Genomic DNA, 16,812 nt, shown 5'->3' with positions numbered 1-16,812 from the left:
GCCGGACCGCAGAGTCTAAAAGACCTTGTCTGAAAGACTTTGCTGCTCACCGTCAGTTCGTACGCAGTTTCAGGATACAAAGCGCGGCGGGGCGGTTCAAGCCACAGCAGGTCATACCAGATCAGCTGGAACGCCGGACGATCGCCACGCGCCCGTCCAGCGGGATCGTCGCGTGCCCGTCGGTCACCGGTGCGTGGCGCCACTCGGAGTCGTCATTCGGACGGTTGAAGGAGAGCGAAGCAGCAGGGCCATCGACGGCGATGTCGATCGGCTCCGTGGGCACCGGGATGTCTTCAGCCTTCTCCACATTCCAGCAGCGCACCGCGCGCCATACCGCAAGCAGCGGTTGTCCCTGCGCATCCTGAAACGCGATGTGCCGCAGGTCCGGTGCCGTGGATGCCACGCGTAGCGCCGGATCGTTTTTGGCGCGGCGTGCGCCTTTCAGTGTGGACAAGAGATTCCGGATCGCATGGTAGCCAGGCTTCGGCGAGCCGTCATTGCGGACGAGGCCCCAATGATGTTCTCCGTCGTTGGGATCGGTACCGCCATCGAAAAATTCGTAGAGAAATGTCCGGAGAATGCCGAGGCGGAAGTTGTTGAGCAGTAGCCGCGGCAGATAGAGTGCCGCCGCTGTCTCCGAAACGCCGGACGTGCCGGGCTTCACGACATTGCAGTAGCCGCATTCGGTTGCCAGCGCGGGCGCGCCGGGTTTGAACGCGTCGCGCATATTGTGCAGATACCAGGACACGGCGGCGTAGTCGTTGGTTGTTTCCGGCTCTTGCGCCTTTTGTACATAGGAATGGATCGCGACGGCATCGCTGAACTGCGCGGCCGGGCGCAGCAGCGCCACGTCGGCGGGCTTCCAGTTGATGACGCTGGGCGACAGCAGCGGCAACTCCGCCGCCGCATATCGCGCGCGCAGCGCAGCGTGCACCTCGCGCTGATAGTTCACGACGACATTGCTCCAGTCCGGCTTCGCCAGCGGCAGCGACAGAAACCAGTCGCTGTTGCCCTCGTTCTGGCCCTCTATCGCCGAGACGCGCTCGATGCCCAGTGCGGCGAGATAGCTCATCATCTCCGGCACGGTGTTGGTCGCCGGCGACACCACAACATTGAACAGGACGTTCGCGCGCTTGTTCAGCGCGCGCCAGCGATCGAGATCGTTGCTAGGTCGCAACTCGTCGCGCAGATGGCGAATGCCTGATGCCGCGAGCAGCTCGTGAAACCGGTCGAAATGACTCGCATATGGCTCGCTGCTGATATGCACATTGACGCCGACGCTGTCGGTGAAGGTATCGGACGGGCCGGGAAGCGGCAGGGCAGCCAATGGATCGGAGCGCAGCATCATCGATGCCGCGCCTCCCCTCAGGATGGCTCGTCTGCTCAGGCCGGGCATTTCGATCTCGCACGCTTGAAGCCCCAGTGACGCCTCGGGGCAGTCTGGGCCTGTTAGACTTAATAAACCGCCGATCGACAAGAGATGTTCTCGTCAGCGATCAACCGAAGGGGTCCGCTGGCCCGCAAGATCACTGTCATCGCGGCAACGGACAACTGTACGCGCTCGCAAAAACGTGAGCTGCGACGGCCGTCGGCCTGTCGGCTCGGACCCGTCTCGTGCGTCTTCCACTCAGAGAGCGCTGAAGTGGAGACCAGGAATGACCGATTCTCACTATCGCTGGGTAATCGTCGCCGCGGGCGGCCTTCTGGGCTGCGTCGCGATCGGCGGCATGTTTTCGTTGCCGGTGTTCCTGCAGCCGATCGCGCGGGATACCGGCTGGTCGGTCACCGGTATATCCAGCGCCATGACAATTGGCTTCCTCGCGATGGCTGTCACCAGCATGATCTGGGGTACCTTGTCAGACCGATTGGGGCCACTCCCGGTGGTGTTGACCGGGTCGGTCGTGCTCACGTCAAGCCTGGTGCTGGCGAGCCTCGCGACATCTCTGGTCGTATTTCAATTTGTCTTCGGGCTGATGGTCGGCGGCGCCACCGCTGCGATCTTTGCGCCGATGATGGCGACGGTCACCGGCTGGTTCGATACGCATCGCAGCCTGGCCGTCTCGCTGGTTTCGGCGGGGATGGGCATGGCGCCCATGACCATGTCGCCGCTGGCGGCCTGGCTCGTTTCGAACCACGATTGGCGCACCTCGATGCAGATCGTGGCCCTCGTCGTGGCCGCGATCATGATTCCAGTCTCGCTGCTGGTGCGCCGCGCGCCGGCGCTGGAGGGCGCGCCTTCCGCTCCATCCGCCGAGCCGGTGCAAGCAGAGATGTCGCGCGCGCAGGCGCTACGCTCGCCACAGTTCATCATCCTGCTGCTGACGAATTTCTTCTGCTGTGCCACGCATTCTGGGCCGATCATCCATACTGTGAGCTACGCGATCAGCTGCGGCATACCGCTTGTCGCTGCGGTCACGATTTATAGCGTCGAGGGTCTGGCAGGGATGGGCGGCCGTATCGCCTTCGGCCTGCTCGGCGACCGTTTTGGCGCCAAGCGTGTACTGGTCCTTGGCTTGCTCGCCCAGGCGTTCGGGGCGCTCGGTTTTGTCTTCGTGCGTGAGCTCGGCGGGTTCTACACCGTGGCGGCGGTCTTTGGCTTCATCTACGCCGGCACCATGCCGCTCTACGCCGTTCTCGCACGCGAAAACTTTCCGCTGCGGATGATGGGCACGGTGATCGGCGGAACGGCCATGGCCGGCAGCCTTGGCATGGCGACTGGACCTCTCGCCGGAGGTTTGATCTACGACTCGTTCGCCAGCTACGCTTGGCTCTATATCGGCTCCTGGATCATGGGGCTCGGCGCTTTCCTGATCGCCATGACATTTAGGCCGATGCCGGTCGCGAAAGCGGAGCCCGCACCTCTGCCGGCGTGAGGACAGATCTTCCAGTCGTCATTTGCGGGTAACGCGCTTTTCGGAAATATAGCCCGTCGTCAACGGATTATTGCTGATGACCTGTTGGTGCCCCTGGCCGGAATCGAACCAGCACTCCTTGCGGAACTCGATTTTGAGTCGAGCGCGTCTACCAATTCCGCCACAGGGGCCCTCGGACGCCGGCCGGAGACCGGGGGCGCGAAGCGGGCGGAATATAGCGGGCGCGGGCGGCGGGTCAACCTGCGGTTTGGCCGATAGGGCCGCCGCGCACACTCCAGTGTGATCGGGGCCGCCTCGACAGGGTGTGTGCCCCGGGATAGGACGCAGCAGCCACTCCGGAGAGCATCGTGACTGCCCAGACCGCACACACCTCCACGCCCGTTTCGTCGAACCCGGCGCTGGTCGCCGCGCTGGCGGTGGGCCTGATCGCACTGGCGACGCTGGCGGGGGCCTGGTTCTTCCAGCTGGTGCTGGATATCCGGCCGTGCCCGCTCTGCCTCGAACAGCGCTATGCCTATTATCTCGCGATTCCGCTGGCGGTGCTGGTGGCGATTGCGGCCGCCAGGGACGCGCCACGCGGCTTGGTTGCGACCGGCCTCATTGTGCTGGCGCTGGCGGCGCTCGCCAATGCGGTGCTCGGCGGTTATCACGCCGGCGTCGAATGGACATTCTGGCAGGGTCCGACGGACTGTTCGGGTCCGGTGGTCGATCTCGGCAAGGCCGGCAGCCTGCTGGAGCGCCTCGACACCGTGAAGGTGATTCGCTGCGACGAGGTGCAGTGGCGCTTTCTGGGCCTGTCGCTGGCCGGCTACAATGTGCTGATCTCGCTGTTGATGGTGGCGATCGCACTGTGGGGCGCGGGCAAGACCGCACGGCGCTGATCCGCCGCCGGCCCTGCCTGCTGAGGCACCGCTACCAGCGATAGCGCAGCGTGCCGATCACCGTGCGTCCCTGGCTCAAATAGCAGTAGCCGGAATTGCAGACCGCGACCTGCTCGTCGGCGACGTTGTTGGCGTTGATCGACGCCTGATAGCCCGCAAACTTCGGTCCAAGCTGGGCGAAATCGTAACGCGCGGCCAGATCGAACAGCGTATAGCCGTTGTTGCGTGAGGTGTTGTCGTTCGACGTCCAGGTCGCGTCGATATAGCGGACACCGGCACCGAGACCGAGGCCTTCAAGCGAACCGTTCAGGAAGGTGTAGTTCATCCAGCTCGATGCGGTGTGCTTCGGCGTCACCGCAGGGGTCTTGCCGAGTTCCGACGCGATCGAGCTCCTGGTGATTTCTGCGTCGGAATAGGTGTAGGCCGTCACCGTTTCGAGCTCCGGCGTGAGTCGTGCGCGTGCCTCGAATTCGAAGCCCTGCACGCGGATCTCGCCGACCGAGGCGTAATAGGCGATGCCGTTGACATAGCCGGCGAGCTTGGCGGCGTTCTTCTCCTTGAGGTCGTAGATCGACGCCGTGAGCAGCACGTCGGGCCGTGGCTGATACTTCACGCCGCCTTCGATCTGTTCGCCTTCGGATGGCGCCAGCACGATGCCGTCGAGGCCGAGTGAGGTCTCCGGCTGGAATGAGGTCGCATAGCTCACATAGGGCGCGATGCCGTTCTCGAAGTGATAGAGCAGGCCGGCGCTGTAGGAGAACGCGTTGTCGTTGCGCGCGCCTGTGACGGCGCCCGTATAGGAATTGATTTGCGTGCGATCGGTCCAGTCCTGACGGCCGCTGACCGACAGGTGCCAGTTGCCGAGTCGCATCTGGTCCTGCAGATAGACGCCGACCTGTTCCTGCGTCGAACGCGAACCGGACGTATAACCCGGGGTTGACCCGGCAATGCCGTAGACAGGATTCAAGATGTTGAGCGCATAGCCGGGATTCACCGCGCCCAGGCCGAGCTTGAAGTCCCAGGTATTGTGATCGTAATTCACGCCGAACAGTGTGCGGTGGACGACCGGGCCGGTGGCGAAGTCGGCCTGCAGCGCATTGTCGGTTTGCCAGCTCGTCTGGTCATCGCCGACGGCTACGGCACCGCGGTCATAGACGGTCGATGTTGGCGTCGCGAAGCTGCCGCTGACATAGCGCGATTCCGCATGCAGCACGCCGAACCGCGTGTGCTGGCGGAACGTGAAGACGTCGTCGAAGCGGTGCTCGAGCTTGTAGCCGACCTGCGCCTGCTGCTGCCGCAGATAGTCGTATTTCGGATCGCTCGATCGCAGCTTGATGGTCGCGCCGTTGACGTTCACCAGCTGGCCGTCGCGATTGAGCATGGCGACGCTGGCGTCGGTTTCGTCCTTCTGCAAGATGGCATAGGCGGTCAGCGTGGTGTCGATGCTCGGTCGCCAGGTGATCGATGGCGCCAGCATCAGCCGCTCGTCGGCGATATCGTAATTGGTCTCGCCGGCGCGGCCGAGGCCCACCAGGCGATACAGCAGCGACTTGTCGGAATTGGCGCCGCCGATGTCGAACGCCGTCTGCATGCGGCCATAGGTGCCGCCCTGCAGTGAAATCTCGTTGACCTGATTCTCGACCGGGAATTTCGATCGGCGATCGACGAGGCCGCCGGGGACGGACTGCCCATAGAGCACGGCAGCCGGGCCCTTGATCACCTCGATGCTGTTGAGCTGATAGGGTTCGGTCCGGAATGTGGTAAAGCCGGCGGCGAACTGCTTCAGCCCGTCGCGAAAGTCGCCGAGCGTCGTCGTCGAGAAGCCGCGGACATAGATCTGATCGAAACGCGGATCGTAGCCGAAGCCGCCGGTGGTGACGCCGGCTGTGTAACGAACCGCCTCCGGGATGCTGGTGACGCCGCGATCATCGAGTTCCTTGCGGTCGATGACGCTCACCGAACGCGGCGTATCGATCAGCGGCGTATTCGTCTTCGACGCCGAACTGGCCTGACCTGCGACATAGCTGTTGTTGTCGGCGCTATAGATGCGCTGATTGGCCGATTGCGCGGGTGCAATCTGCGGCGTCGTCGCGCGTGTGCGCCGTGTTGCGCGGGCCGATGTCTGCGATCTCGTTGCTGTCGTGCTGCGCGCGCGTTGCGGCTGCGGAGCATCCACCGTGACTGGCGGTAGGCTGGCCTGCGCGAATGCGTCACGCGGAAGATCCGTCGCCAATGCCATCACACTGACGGTGCAAAGCAGTGCAGTCTGCTTCGTCGATTTTCTTGTTCTCAATTTCATTTCAACGCCTCGATGATGCTGGTCACGCCAGCTTGATCGAGCGTCTAACTTGATTGGTTTCGTGGCGCACTACGATGCGCGGTAGAATACGTCTAGACCTTGCGACGCAAATGTCTGCAATCACTGCAAGGCGCTCATATTTGTTAGATCTATTCCATTGTTTCGATCGGTGTCTGCGACGACTGAAGATCAATCGTCGATATCGTCCTGCGCCTTGCCGAACAGATGCACGATGCCGGGCGTGACGATCGAGACATAGATGAAGCGCGACAGATGATGCGCGCCGACGAACACCGGATCGATATGCAGCGTCAGCGCCAGTGCGAGCATGGCGTCCATGGCGCCGGGCGCGAAAGCGACGACGACATCGCTCAGTTTCACAGTCGTGGTCAGCGCGATGATCGTCACGAACACGGCCGAGATCGCGATGGCGACCGCGAATGAGCCGAGCGCCGCCCAGACGTGGCTGAGAATAGTGCGCGGCGAGATCTTGCCGAAGCGCGAGCCGATCAGGCTGCCGATGCCGACGAGAGCCGTGATATAGGCCCATTGCGGCAGCGTGCCGTGGACCCAGCCGGTGCCGTGCAGGACCGACGAGGCCATCATCGCGCCGAACATCCAGCTCGCCGGAAATTTGATCCAGCGCATGAACAGCGCGACGGCGACAGCCGCGGCAGCGAGTTCGGCCAGTGCGAGCGGCGAGGCTTCCGGTCCGCGCGATGGCAGCGGGCCGTGGCCCATCAGGCCGGTGGCGGCGAGCAGCAGCGGGACCATGGCGGTGAGAATGATGACGCGGAAAATCTGCACCACCGCGATGCCCGGCACGTCGGCATTGCGCTCGGTGGCCAGCATGATGATCTGCGACAGCGCGCCGGGGCTGCCGGCCAGCAGCGCGGAGGTGCGGTCCCAGCCATGGACGCGCTGCAGATAGATGCTGCTGCCGAAGGTGGCGCAGAACGTGGCCAGCGCCAGCAGTGCGATGGTCACCGGATAGGCGCTGAGATTGTGCACCATCTCCGGCGACACCATCGAGCCGAGCGACAGGCCGAGTGTCATCAGGATGACATGGGCCATCGGCTGCGGCAGGCCGACCGGGCGACCGAGGATGCCGTAAGCGGCGACCGCGATCATCGCGCCGGAGATCAGCCCGCCTGGCAATTCCGCCCAATAGAATAGCGCGCCGCCGGTCGTGCCGATGACGAGGGTCTCAAGGGTGGTGCGGATCTGCAGGGAGCTGGGAAGAGTGATGGCCATTTGCACGGAAAGCTGAAGGAGCCCGCTTTATGGCAAAGTCCGCACCTGTCGACAAATGCAGTGTGGTCTACCTGTCCCTCGCTTTCCGGGCGAGGGACAGGCGGATGACGAGAGTTTAGTTCGGTTTCGTGGTCTTCTTGCATTCCGAACGGAATTTGCGGCGCTCGGTGCCATGCAGGCCCTTGGCGTCGGCCTGTTTCGAACATTCGAGTGACGCTGCGGTGCGGGGTTTCTCGGCTGTCTTGTCCGCAGGCGCCGTCTTCTCGGCGGGGGCCGCCTTGGCGGGCGCAGTCTTGGTGGCCGCCGGCGCGGGTGTCTGAGCGGTGGCCGCGCCGACCAGGAGGAAGGAAGCGACGGCAGCGGTAGCTAGGCTGGAAGCGAATCGGATCATGGCAGCACCTCGAATTGAACGGGAAATCAGCGTGGGCGCGCCGGGCTGAACGGCAGGTGAATGAGTTGAAATATATTTGACGGTGCGATCACGATAATTTTTCGCGGGCAGCTGCGATGTCGTTGCCACATGCAGCGGTAGCGATAGGATGCCGTCGTCTACTTTTACTTTGTGTAGCAAAGGGAGAGAATGCCATGACAATGCCTGTCAAATTCGCCTGCGCGATTGCAGTATCCAGTTTTGCTCTGCTCGCCTTCAGTCCGGCCCATGCACTCACCGCGACTGAATGCAGTGCAAAATATCAGGCGGCCAAGACCGCCGGCACGCTGAACGGCCAGAAATGGAATGACTTCCGCAAAGCCGAATGCGGGACCGATGCCGCTGCGACGACGCCCGCCGCTGCGCCTGCTGCAACCGCGGCGCCGAAGGCTGCCGAAGCCAAGCCTGCCGAAGCCAAGCCCGCAGCGGCTCCCAAACCTGCTGCAACCCCCAAGCCGGCTGCGACGACAGCTGCGGTTCCGGCAGGCCCTGCCACCTTCCCGTCGGCGGTCGATCCGAAATACGCCAAGGAGACGGCTGGCAAGGCGCGGATGCACACCTGCGTGGATCAGTACAATGCCAACAAGGCCGCCAATGCCAATGGCGGCATGAAGTGGATCGAAAAAGGCGGCGGCTACTACAGTGAATGCACCAAGAAGCTGAAGGGTGCCGCCTGATCGGATCAGCCGCGCGCTGGGGTTGATCGACATCACTTGCTTCGCGGGCGATAACGATCCGTCACCCGCGGAGTCCCCATGATTGCCAGTCTGTCCCTGATCCTGCTGTGCCAGCTCGCTGGCGAGATCGCCGTGCGCGCTTTTGCATGGCCGGTGCCCGGCCCGGTGCTCGGCATGTTGCTGCTGCTCGTTCTGCTGTTGCTGCGTGACCGCGCCATGCTGTTCGCGCAAGGGCCGCTGCAGGGCGGCGGCGTGGAGAATGCCGCGAAGGGCCTGCTCGCGCATCTGTCGTTGATGTTCATTCCCGCCGGTGTCGGCGTGGTGCAGAAGCTCGATCTGCTGGCCGAGCATGGCACCGCCATCGTCGGCGTTCTGGCGGTCTCGGTCGTGATCACGCTGCTGGTGACGGTGGCGACGTTTCTCATCATCAGCCGGGTCATGACACGCGGGCGAAGCGCGTGATGACCGCCAATCCGTTCTCACTCTGGGTCTATCTTTCGCAGCAGCCGCTGCTGTGGTTGACCGTGACGCTGCTGGTCTATGCGACGGCGGATGCGCTGTCGCTGGCGACCGGCCGGCATCCGTTTGCCAATCCGGTATTCCACTCGATGTGGATCATCGCCGTGTTCCTGCTGCTGACCGGGACGTCCTACACGACCTATTTCAGCGGTGCGCAATTCGTGCACTTCCTGCTCGGTCCGGCGACCGTGGCGCTCGCGGTGCCACTCTATGAGAATCGCAAGGTCGTGGCGGCAGCGATCGTGCCGATGCTCGCTGCGCTGGTGGTCGGCTGTGCCACGGCAATCGTCTCGGTCGTGTTGCTGGCAAAGGCCTTCGGCCTGCCGAACAACGTGGTGCTGTCGCTGGCGCCGAAATCGGTCACCGCCGGCGTCGCCATGGGCATCAGCGAGTCGCTTGGCGCCGACGCATCGCTGACCGCCGTGGCCGTGGTGCTGACCGGCATCATGGGTGCGATCATCGTCACGCCGATGATGAATCGCATGGGCATCACGGACTATCGCGCCCGTGGCTTTGCCGTCGGGCTGGCGTCGCATGGGATCGGCACCGCACGGGCCTTTCAGGTGGATGCCGTGGCCGGCGTCTTTGCGGGCATTGCCATGAGCCTGAATGCGCTGGTGACCTCTCTGCTGGTTCCGCTTGCCGTCACCCTGCTGGTGCGCTGATGCTCACGACAGCGTTTTCCCGGCAGGCGGATTTGTGATGCCGGCTGCATGGAGCCGCGCCGGAAAGGTCATTATGGTCACGCCGTTGCGCGCATGATCCGAACAAGTGGACACTGATTTTTTCGAAAGATCATGCTCAGATGAGAAGATGAGAATCAGCCGTTCATGATGACTGTGATGCAGGGGGCGCTCGGCCTGGCTTCGGGCGCACTGGTCGGCTTCTCGCTCGGCCTGGTCGGTGGCGGCGGCTCGATCCTCGCTGTGCCGCTGATGGTCTATGTCGTCGGCGTGCCTGAGCCGCATGTCGCGATCGGCACCAGCGCCATTGCGGTCGCGGCCAATGCGGCGGTCAATCTCGGCAATCATGCGCGTGGCGGCAATGTGCACTGGTCCTGCGCGCTGGTGTTTGCTGCTGCAGGAATCGCCGGTGCGCTCGGAGGCTCGATTCTCGGCAAGCAGGTGGATGGGCAGAATTTGCTGGCCCTGTTCGCGGTCCTGATGCTGGTGATCGCCGTGCTGATGCTGAAGACGCGCGCCCAAGTCGGCGAGCACCGCGTCGAGATCAGCATGTCGAACACGCCTTCGCTGCTTGCGCTGGGTCTTGTCACCGGCGCGCTGTCTGGCTTCTTCGGAATCGGTGGCGGCTTTCTGATCGTGYCGGCGCTGATGGCGGCCACGGGCATGTCGATCATGAGTGCGATCTCGTCATCGCTGGTGGCGGTCACCGCATTCGGTCTCACCACGGCATCGAGCTATGCCTGGTCCGGGCTGATCTCCTGGAAGCTCGCGCTGGTATTCATTCTGGGTGGTCTGCTCGGCGGACTGTTGGGAACCAGCCTGGCGCGGCATCTGTCGCTGCGGCGGGGCGCGTTGAATACCGTTTTTGCGTCTATCATTATCGTCGTGGCGCTCTATATGTTGGCCCGCAACATCTACATCACCTAAGCGCTGGCGCATGATGCGTCTTCGGAGAACATCATGACTGCCGCAATCCGCGAGACCTCGAAAACCGCCACGACGCGCCGCGCTGCGCTCGGGCTTTTCGGTGGCGCCATGCTGCTCGGCGCGTCCGGCAAGGTCCTCGCGGCATCTGGTGCCGCCAAGGACGAAGACGTCCTTAACGAAGCCGCGGTACTCCGCGATCCGGACATCCCGGCCGCCGGCAACCCGAAGGGCGACATCACCATCGTCGAATATTTCGACTACCAATGCCCCTATTGCCGCAAGATCGCCCCCGACCTGCGCGCCCTGGTGAAGGAAGACGGCAAGGTTCGCCTGGTGTCGAAGGATTGGCCGATCCTCGGGCCGGTGTCGGTCTATGCGGCGCGCCTCGTGCTGGCGGCAAGATACCAGAACAAGTTCATCGAGGCGCAGGACGCCCTGATCAGCCTCGATACCAAACTGACCGAGGCGATCGCGCGTGATCGGCTCGCCAAGGTCGGTATCGATGTCGATCGCGCCGTCGCCGATCTGCAGAAAAATCAAGATGCGATCGTTGCCAAGCTGAAGCAGATCGATGAGCAGGCGACGGCTTTCGGCTTTAACGGCACGCCATCCTTTATCGTCGGCAAGTTCCGCATTCCCGGGCCGATCACCAAAGAACAATTCGTTCTCGCGATCGCCGATGCGCGTAAAGCCGCGGCTGCGAAGAAGTAAGCTTCAGCGCGTTCAGACAGAAAATGCCCCCGCTCTTCGGCGAGGGCATCTTTGATCGGCTTAACCAGTCTTCTCGTTGCTGATGTGCTTACGACTTCACTTGCGAGGTCAGCTTGGCCCAATCCTGCTTGGTGCGCGTCTTCAGTGCTTCCCACTCATTGGCAGCAACATCCCAGTTGACGATCGTCCGGCGCTCCTGCGCCGTCTGGCCGTTCGCCACTGACGAGGTCGACATCGAATCGTAGATGTAAACGCCGATGCCCAGGATCAGTGCACCCAGGATCATTCCAAAAAACGTCCGCATAGCGGTAGCCTCCATTGAACCCAAACAACGCGACGTCCGGGGCTTTGGTTCCCGGTTGCATGGTGCGCTATTGCCGCAGCGCATTCATTGGCAGCATTGATCTTGCGGTCACGCCGTGGTGATCCTTGGGGATCATGACCGTTCATCTTACCGATCAATCCGTGCTCGACGATGCCGTTATGGAGCTGGTGAAGCTCGACCCGCGGCTGAAACCGATCCTGGCCATGGCCGGGATGCCGGCACTTCGGCAACGTGCGCCGGGCTTCGAAGGGCTTGCGCAGATAGTCTGCGGGCAGCAGGTCTCGGTGGCGTCGGCTTCAGCGATCTGGGGCCGCGTCTCGGGCGCCTTCTCGCCATTCGATCATCACGCCATCCGCAAGGCGCGTACCGATCGCCTGGGCCGGCTTGGCCTGTCGGCGGCGAAGATCAAGACGTTGAAGGCGCTGGCGCGCGAGCTCGTCGAGGAGCGGTTGAATCTCGATGTGCTCGCCGAGGAAGACGCCGACGCTGCGCATAACACGCTGGTCGCGTTGCACGGCATCGGTCCGTGGACGGCCGACGTCTATCTGCTGTTTTGTCTCGGCCATGGCGACGCATGGCCGGCGGGCGATGTCGCCATTCAGGAATCCATCAAGGTCGGGCTCGGTCTCAAGGAGCGTCCGACCGTGAAACAGATGGCGCCGCTGGCCGAACCATGGCGTCCGCTGCGCGGTGCGGCGGCGCATCTGTGGTGGGCTTACTATCACGCCATCAAGAAGCGCGAAGGCGTGATCGGCAAACCGGCGAAGTGAACACGTCGCGGGCCGCAGCATCGACTGCGCGGGCCAGGCTATTCCTCGGCAGGAGGCGAGGTGGATGTCCCCATGGCAGATACTGCGGCGTCGGACGCTGGCTTCCATGCGAACCATGTGAGCAGTGCGTCGAGCGAAGGGCAAAGAGACTCGCCCCAATCCGTTAGCGCATATTCAACCTTCGGAGGCACCTGCGCATGCACGACGCGTCGAACATGCCGTCGGCCTCGAGCTGCCGCAATTGCTGTGCGAGCATCTTCTGCGAGGCCGCAGGGATTGCGCGTTCGAGTTCAGAGAAGCGCAAAATTCGGCCGCCGAACAGACGAAACAGGATTTCCAGCTTCCAGCGTCCGCCGATCATCTTCAGCGACTGCTCGATCCCGTCCGATGCGGTCGTCGCAGTCCACGGTTCCTTACCTGGAGGTAAGCCCCCCACTTTCTCGTGCGTTCTTGTCATTCGGCAAACATATCTGCATTTCCCTCGCAGACAATGCGCCGCGCTGTGCGGATGTGAAAATGAGGAACTGGACGATGACAAATCATCAGGCGGGCGGCGAACTCGCTGGCAAGCGGGCGCTCGTGACCGGTGGGACCAAAGGTATTGGTGCAGCCGTCGTCGCGTGTCTGCTGGCACAGGGTGCAGTGGTGCTCACGACAGCGCGCAACAGGCCGGCCGGCATGCCGGACCATGCAGGCTTCGTCGTTGCTGACGTTGCCACCGCCGACGGGTGCACGGCGCTCGCCGACGCGGTCCTGAAGCGCCTCGGCGGCATCGATATCATTGTCCACGTCGTTGGCGGGTCGTCCGCGTCTGCGGGCGGTTTCGCAAAGCTCGATGACGCCGCCTGGCAGCGCGCAATGGACCTGAATCTCTATGCTGCCGTCCGACTGGATCGCGCTCTGTTGCCGTCGATGCTGGAGCAGAAATCCGGCGTGATCATTCATGTCACTTCGATCCAGCGTGTGCTGCCGTTGCACGATGCCACGATGGCCTACGCGGCAGCGAAAGCGGCACTCGGAAACTACAGCAAGGCGCTATCAAAGGAAGTTAGCCCGAAAGGCATCCGCGTGGTGCGCGTCTCGCCGGGCTGGGTGGAAACCGAGGCCGCCGTCGGGCTGGTGCAGACGATCGCCGACGAGAACAGCACCGATTACGAGGGCGCGCAGAGAATGCTGATGGATTCGCTCGGCGGTATTCCGCTCGGACGCCCGGCCAGGCCGCACGAAGTCGGGGACCTCGTGGCATTTCTGGCATCGCCGCGCGCTGCATCAATCACTGGTGCAGAATTCGTGATCGACGGCGGCACGGTTCCCACGGTGTAGTCGAACAGTGTTTGAAACGGACGTTGTTTTAAACACCCGCGCTGTCGCAAAACAGACATCGCGCGCAGGAATGATCGCAGCAGCAAAACGCTGCGGAGTTCGATCATGAACGCGTATACGCAATTCAATATTTCCAAGACTGATTTTGAAAGTACGACGCTTCGACAGATGTCGCTGCCGAGGCTCGACGAACTATCCGACGACTGCCTTCTGGTCGAGGTCGAACRCTTCGCTTTCACCGCGAACAACGTCACTTATGCGATGCTGGGTGACCGGATGAAATACTGGCAGTTGTTCAAGGCGCCTGACGGCTTCGGCAATATTCCGGTCTGGGGTTTCGGCAAGGTGATCGCGTCGATGCATCCGCAAATCGCCGAAGGCGAGCGGCTGTTCGGCTATTTCCCGATGGCCTCGCATCTGGTGATCGAGGCCGCGGATGTCAGCAAGCGCGGCCTGCGCGACGGCGCGGCGCATCGGCAGGGCGTCGCGCCGGTCTACAATGCCTATGCGCGGGTGACGGGTGATCCGGCCTTTGCTGGACGCAACGGCGACTATCAAGCGCTGCTGCGGCCGCTCTTCATGCTCTCGTTCCTGGTCGATGATTTTCTCGCCGAGGAGGAATTCTTCGGTGCACGCACTGTCATTCTCTCCAGTGCCTCCAGCAAGACAGCCTTTGGTCTCGCGCATCTGCTGCACAGCAAGCGCAAGCCGGTTCGTGTGATCGGACTCACATCAACGGGCAACGCCGATTTCGTGCGGTCGCTTGGCTGCTACGACGATGTCGTGCTCTACGATCATATCGATACGCTGCCCGCCGATCAGCCGGTGGCCTTCGTCGATATGGCCGGGAATGCCGACCTGCGCGGCCGGCTGCATCGGCACCTCAAGGACAAACTCGTCTATAGCGGGCGCGTCGGGCTCACCCATCAGGATGCTGCGGTGGATGAGGAGCTTCCCGGCGCGAAGCCCGCATGGTTCTTCGCGCCGGACCAAATCCGCAAACGCGCCAAAGAATGGGGACCGGGCGGCATCGATACCCGGTTCAACGCGGCGTGGTCGGGATTCCTGCCGCTGCTGGAACAGTCGCTGGAGATTGCCGAGAGCCGTGGCCCTGTCGCCGTCGAGAATATCTATCGCGCTACACTGGCCGGCCGGGTGCCGCCCGATCAGGGGCATATGCTGTCGCTCGCGGACGGCTAATGGCGGACCATCACATCTCGCCGAGGGCTTCGCGGCGGCGCTGCTCGGACTCTTCGGCGTAGCGCCGCGTCGCGTGGGCTTCCGAGAGCGTGCCGAGCACGCGGTGGCTTTCGGCCTCGACCACCGCCAGCGATTCCGCTTCGGCGCCCTCGAATACCACCATGGCGTCGCGGATGTTCATGTCCGGATGCAGGACGACGTCGCGACAATGCAGCAGGCTGTCGAGGCGGAACGCCGTCACGTCAGGCGAATGCGCTTCAGCGACGATGGCGAGGCCGACATAGCGGCCTTCGGGATCGACGGCGACGACCTGGGTCTTCGAGCCGAGCGGGAATTTCTCGCGGAATTCGTCGAGCGGCATGGTGGAGTCGACGGTCGGGACGTCCGGGCGCAGCAGCCGCCTGACGGTGAGATCGCGGATCCAGCCGACGTCCGCGGCGCTGCGGATGGTCTCGCCGCGCAGGTGCAGGCGCCATGTGGCGAAGGAGTAGCCGAACAGCTCGCGCGTCATTTGGGTGGAGATGATGACGGCGACCAGCACCGCGGTGGTGAGCCAGAGATTGCCGGTGGATTCGAGCGCGATGAACGACATGGTGAGCGGCCCGCCGATCACCGAGGCCGACAGCGCGCTCATGCCGATGATGGTGTAGACGGCGGGATCGATGGTGAAGCCGGCGCCGATCGCATTGAAGCCGACCGCGAACAGATGGCCGCCGAGCGCGCCGAGAAACAGCGTGGCGAAAAACAGACCGCCACGAAAACCGGTGCCGAGCGAGACGATTGAGGCGAGCGTTTTCAGCGCCATCACGAAGGCCACCAATGCAACCGGATAGGCCGTCATGCCGCCGAAATGCAGCGCGCCGTGTCCGGATGCCATGACCTGCGGCGTCAGCAGCGCCATCAATCCGACCAGCAGCCCGCCCAGCGCCGGACGCAGCGGCGGCCACAATTTGATTTTGGTGAGCAGCGCTTCGGTCCAGGCGACGACGCGCATGATGCCGATGCCGAAGGTCGCGGCGAACACGCCGAGCAAGGCCGCCACCGCGAGATCATGACCGAGCACGTCGCCGAACCGGCCGGCAACGACGCCAAGCGACAGTGGATCGAAGGCATGGGCTACGAAGTAGCCGGTCACCGCGGCAACGCCGACCGGCATCAGGCTCGCCGATGTGTAGCCGCCGATCACCAGTTCGAAGGCATAGAACGCGCCGGCCAGCGGCGCGCCGAATGCGCCGGCGATCGCGGCCGCCGCACCGCAGCCGACCATCACGCGCTGGTCGCCGCGACGCAGGTGGAAGGCGCGCCCGATGGAGGCACCGAGCCCGCTGGCGAGCTGGGTGTAGCCGGCCTCGAGGCCGACCGAGGCGCCGACGCCGCTCGACCACACGGTTTGCAGCGCGACGATGGTGCTGCCGCGGAACGACATCCGCCCCCCATGGAGCGCGTTGGCCTCGATGGGGTCGACCTCGCGGGCCGGCCGCCAGCGCGAAAGCCACAGGAAGGCGACGCCCAGCAACAGGCCGCCGAAGGTGGGAACCAGAATCGCGCGCACCGGATCGATCCAGAACTGGCTGGACAGCCGCTGGCCCCATTCCAGATTGAACAACACCGCGTGAAGAACGCTGACCGCAGCGCTCATAGCGGCCACTACGAGACCCCCGATCACGCCGATCAGCGCTGCCAGAATCGCAAGGCTGGTTTCATGCGCACGGACAAAGGCGCGCAGCCGTTGCGGGGCCTCGAGATAGCGGGAGGATGGGACCATCGGGCAGCGTCCGGTATTTGCGGCCGCGAACCGGGCGCGCGCCACGGGGTTTAGCGGCAGGCGCTGCGACAGACCACCCGCAGTTCCCAGAAAAGCGACCCAACGCGGCGCTTTTGTGAGGGGATAAGGTCTGCCCTATGCCCTTCACAACCCTGTCACGCTGCCTGTAGTATGT

16 protein-coding genes, 1 tRNA gene and 1 pseudogene are annotated in these 16,812 nt (G+C 63.4%); 10 read left to right on the top strand and 8 right to left on the bottom strand.

The window, feature by feature from the left end:
- Positions 1-121: 121 nt before the first annotated feature.
- Positions 122-1,348 carry a hypothetical protein gene (locus AC1DUY_RS23000; protein WP_478117367.1) on the bottom strand — a complete coding sequence of 409 codons (1,227 nt, stop codon included), beginning with the start codon at positions 1,346-1,348 and terminating at the stop codon, positions 122-124.
- Between the two features lie 307 nt (positions 1,349-1,655).
- Between AC1DUY_RS23000 and AC1DUY_RS22995 the strand changes: the two genes are divergently transcribed.
- Complete coding sequence (locus AC1DUY_RS22995) at positions 1,656-2,873, top strand: MFS transporter (RefSeq protein ID WP_478117365.1); 1,218 nt, start codon at positions 1,656-1,658, stop codon at positions 2,871-2,873.
- A gap of 85 nt (positions 2,874-2,958) precedes the next feature.
- Here the strand turns inward: AC1DUY_RS22995 and AC1DUY_RS22990 are convergent.
- Positions 2,959-3,043 (bottom strand) — tRNA-Leu (locus AC1DUY_RS22990).
- Between the two features lie 177 nt (positions 3,044-3,220).
- Between AC1DUY_RS22990 and AC1DUY_RS22985 the strand changes: the two genes are divergently transcribed.
- Positions 3,221-3,754 carry a disulfide bond formation protein B gene (locus AC1DUY_RS22985; RefSeq protein WP_478117363.1) on the top strand — a complete coding sequence of 178 codons (534 nt, stop codon included), beginning with the start codon at positions 3,221-3,223 and terminating at the stop codon, positions 3,752-3,754.
- Between the two features lie 31 nt (positions 3,755-3,785).
- On the opposite strand, the gene AC1DUY_RS22980 is transcribed toward AC1DUY_RS22985, so the two are convergent.
- The 3 genes from AC1DUY_RS22980 to AC1DUY_RS22970 form a co-directional block, all read right to left on the bottom strand.
- Positions 3,786-6,053 (bottom strand): TonB-dependent siderophore receptor, encoded by a 2,268-nt coding sequence (locus tag AC1DUY_RS22980; RefSeq protein WP_478117361.1) that lies wholly within the window; start codon positions 6,051-6,053, stop codon positions 3,786-3,788.
- A gap of 189 nt (positions 6,054-6,242) precedes the next feature.
- Positions 6,243-7,307, bottom strand: a complete 1,065-nt coding sequence (locus AC1DUY_RS22975) for an AbrB family transcriptional regulator (RefSeq protein WP_478117359.1) — start codon at positions 7,305-7,307, stop codon at positions 6,243-6,245.
- 115 nt (positions 7,308-7,422) lie between these two features.
- Positions 7,423-7,698 (bottom strand): PsiF family protein, encoded by a 276-nt coding sequence (locus AC1DUY_RS22970; protein WP_441278578.1) that lies wholly within the window; start codon positions 7,696-7,698, stop codon positions 7,423-7,425.
- Positions 7,699-7,892: 194 nt separating this feature from the next.
- Here AC1DUY_RS22970 and AC1DUY_RS22965 point away from each other — a divergent pair, with 194 nt between their 5' ends.
- From AC1DUY_RS22965 to AC1DUY_RS22945, 5 genes are all read left to right on the top strand, one after another.
- Positions 7,893-8,414 carry a hypothetical protein gene (locus AC1DUY_RS22965; RefSeq protein ID WP_478117356.1) on the top strand — a complete coding sequence of 174 codons (522 nt, stop codon included), beginning with the start codon at positions 7,893-7,895 and terminating at the stop codon, positions 8,412-8,414.
- A 78-nt stretch (positions 8,415-8,492) separates the two neighbouring features.
- Entirely contained in the window at positions 8,493-8,876 is a 384-nt protein-coding gene (locus AC1DUY_RS22960; RefSeq protein ID WP_231079028.1) for a CidA/LrgA family protein, read from the top strand.
- Complete coding sequence (locus AC1DUY_RS22955; protein WP_093757426.1) at positions 8,876-9,598, top strand: LrgB family protein; 723 nt, start codon at positions 8,876-8,878, stop codon at positions 9,596-9,598. The genes AC1DUY_RS22960 and AC1DUY_RS22955 overlap by 1 nt, the downstream gene beginning before the upstream one ends.
- Before the next feature lie 165 nt (positions 9,599-9,763).
- Complete coding sequence (locus AC1DUY_RS22950; RefSeq protein ID WP_478117354.1) at positions 9,764-10,543, top strand: sulfite exporter TauE/SafE family protein; 780 nt, start codon at positions 9,764-9,766, stop codon at positions 10,541-10,543.
- Between the two features lie 33 nt (positions 10,544-10,576).
- Entirely contained in the window at positions 10,577-11,254 is a 678-nt protein-coding gene (locus AC1DUY_RS22945) for a DsbA family protein (RefSeq protein WP_478117352.1), read from the top strand.
- An 88-nt stretch (positions 11,255-11,342) separates the two neighbouring features.
- Here the strand turns inward: AC1DUY_RS22945 and AC1DUY_RS22940 are convergent, their stop codons facing one another.
- A complete protein-coding gene (locus AC1DUY_RS22940; protein WP_068730379.1) occupies positions 11,343-11,558 on the bottom strand; it encodes a hypothetical protein in 216 nt (71 codons plus the stop codon).
- 134 nt (positions 11,559-11,692) lie between these two features.
- On the opposite strand from AC1DUY_RS22940, the gene AC1DUY_RS22935 reads away from it, so the two are divergent.
- Positions 11,693-12,349: a DNA-3-methyladenine glycosylase family protein gene (locus tag AC1DUY_RS22935; protein ID WP_231079030.1), complete on the top strand. Its 657-nt coding sequence runs from the start codon at positions 11,693-11,695 to the stop codon at positions 12,347-12,349.
- Positions 12,350-12,387: 38 nt separating this feature from the next.
- Here AC1DUY_RS22935 and AC1DUY_RS22930 read toward each other — a convergent pair.
- Positions 12,388-12,806 (bottom strand): annotated as a pseudogene (locus AC1DUY_RS22930) (winged helix-turn-helix transcriptional regulator).
- Between the two features lie 74 nt (positions 12,807-12,880).
- Here AC1DUY_RS22930 and AC1DUY_RS22925 point away from each other — a divergent pair.
- Positions 12,881-13,672 (top strand): SDR family oxidoreductase, encoded by a 792-nt coding sequence (locus tag AC1DUY_RS22925; RefSeq protein ID WP_093758148.1) that lies wholly within the window; start codon positions 12,881-12,883, stop codon positions 13,670-13,672.
- Positions 13,673-13,777: 105 nt separating this feature from the next.
- On the top strand, positions 13,778-14,872 hold the full coding sequence (locus AC1DUY_RS22920; protein ID WP_478117350.1) for a DUF2855 family protein: 1,095 nt from the start codon (positions 13,778-13,780) through the stop codon (positions 14,870-14,872).
- A 10-nt stretch (positions 14,873-14,882) separates the two neighbouring features.
- On the opposite strand, the gene AC1DUY_RS22915 is transcribed toward AC1DUY_RS22920, so the two are convergent.
- Positions 14,883-16,637: a chloride channel protein gene (locus tag AC1DUY_RS22915; protein ID WP_478117348.1), complete on the bottom strand. Its 1,755-nt coding sequence runs from the start codon at positions 16,635-16,637 to the stop codon at positions 14,883-14,885.
- Between the last annotated feature and the right edge of the window lie 175 nt (positions 16,638-16,812).

This window comes from Tardiphaga sp. P4_G1, from assembly GCF_056401215.1.
The sequence above is the reverse complement of the archived record's forward strand: the minus strand, read 5'-3'. Positions and strand labels throughout refer to the sequence as shown.

Bases quoted from the DNA above. Each gene is read 5' to 3' on its own strand.
- AC1DUY_RS23000 (WP_478117367.1), bottom strand. From the start codon at position 1,348: ATGATGCTGCGCTCCGATCCATTGGCTGCCCTGCCGCTTCCCGGCCCG.
- AC1DUY_RS22925 (WP_093758148.1), top strand. From the start codon at position 12,881: ATGACAAATCATCAGGCGGGCGGCGAACTCGCTGGCAAGCGGGCGCTC.
- AC1DUY_RS22955 (WP_093757426.1), top strand. From the start codon at position 8,876: ATGACCGCCAATCCGTTCTCACTCTGGGTCTATCTTTCGCAGCAGCCG.
- AC1DUY_RS22940 (WP_068730379.1), bottom strand. From the start codon at position 11,558: ATGCGGACGTTTTTTGGAATGATCCTGGGTGCACTGATCCTGGGCATC.
- AC1DUY_RS22960 (WP_231079028.1), top strand. From the start codon at position 8,493: ATGATTGCCAGTCTGTCCCTGATCCTGCTGTGCCAGCTCGCTGGCGAG.
- AC1DUY_RS22965 (WP_478117356.1), top strand. From the start codon at position 7,893: ATGACAATGCCTGTCAAATTCGCCTGCGCGATTGCAGTATCCAGTTTT.
- AC1DUY_RS22970 (WP_441278578.1), bottom strand. From the start codon at position 7,698: ATGATCCGATTCGCTTCCAGCCTAGCTACCGCTGCCGTCGCTTCCTTC.
- AC1DUY_RS22980 (WP_478117361.1), bottom strand. From the start codon at position 6,053: ATGAAATTGAGAACAAGAAAATCGACGAAGCAGACTGCACTGCTTTGC.
- AC1DUY_RS22935 (WP_231079030.1), top strand. From the start codon at position 11,693: ATGACCGTTCATCTTACCGATCAATCCGTGCTCGACGATGCCGTTATG.
- AC1DUY_RS22915 (WP_478117348.1), bottom strand. From the start codon at position 16,637: ATGGTCCCATCCTCCCGCTATCTCGAGGCCCCGCAACGGCTGCGCGCC.
- AC1DUY_RS22945 (WP_478117352.1), top strand. From the start codon at position 10,577: ATGACTGCCGCAATCCGCGAGACCTCGAAAACCGCCACGACGCGCCGC.
- AC1DUY_RS22995 (WP_478117365.1), top strand. From the start codon at position 1,656: ATGACCGATTCTCACTATCGCTGGGTAATCGTCGCCGCGGGCGGCCTT.
- AC1DUY_RS22975 (WP_478117359.1), bottom strand. From the start codon at position 7,307: ATGGCCATCACTCTTCCCAGCTCCCTGCAGATCCGCACCACCCTTGAG.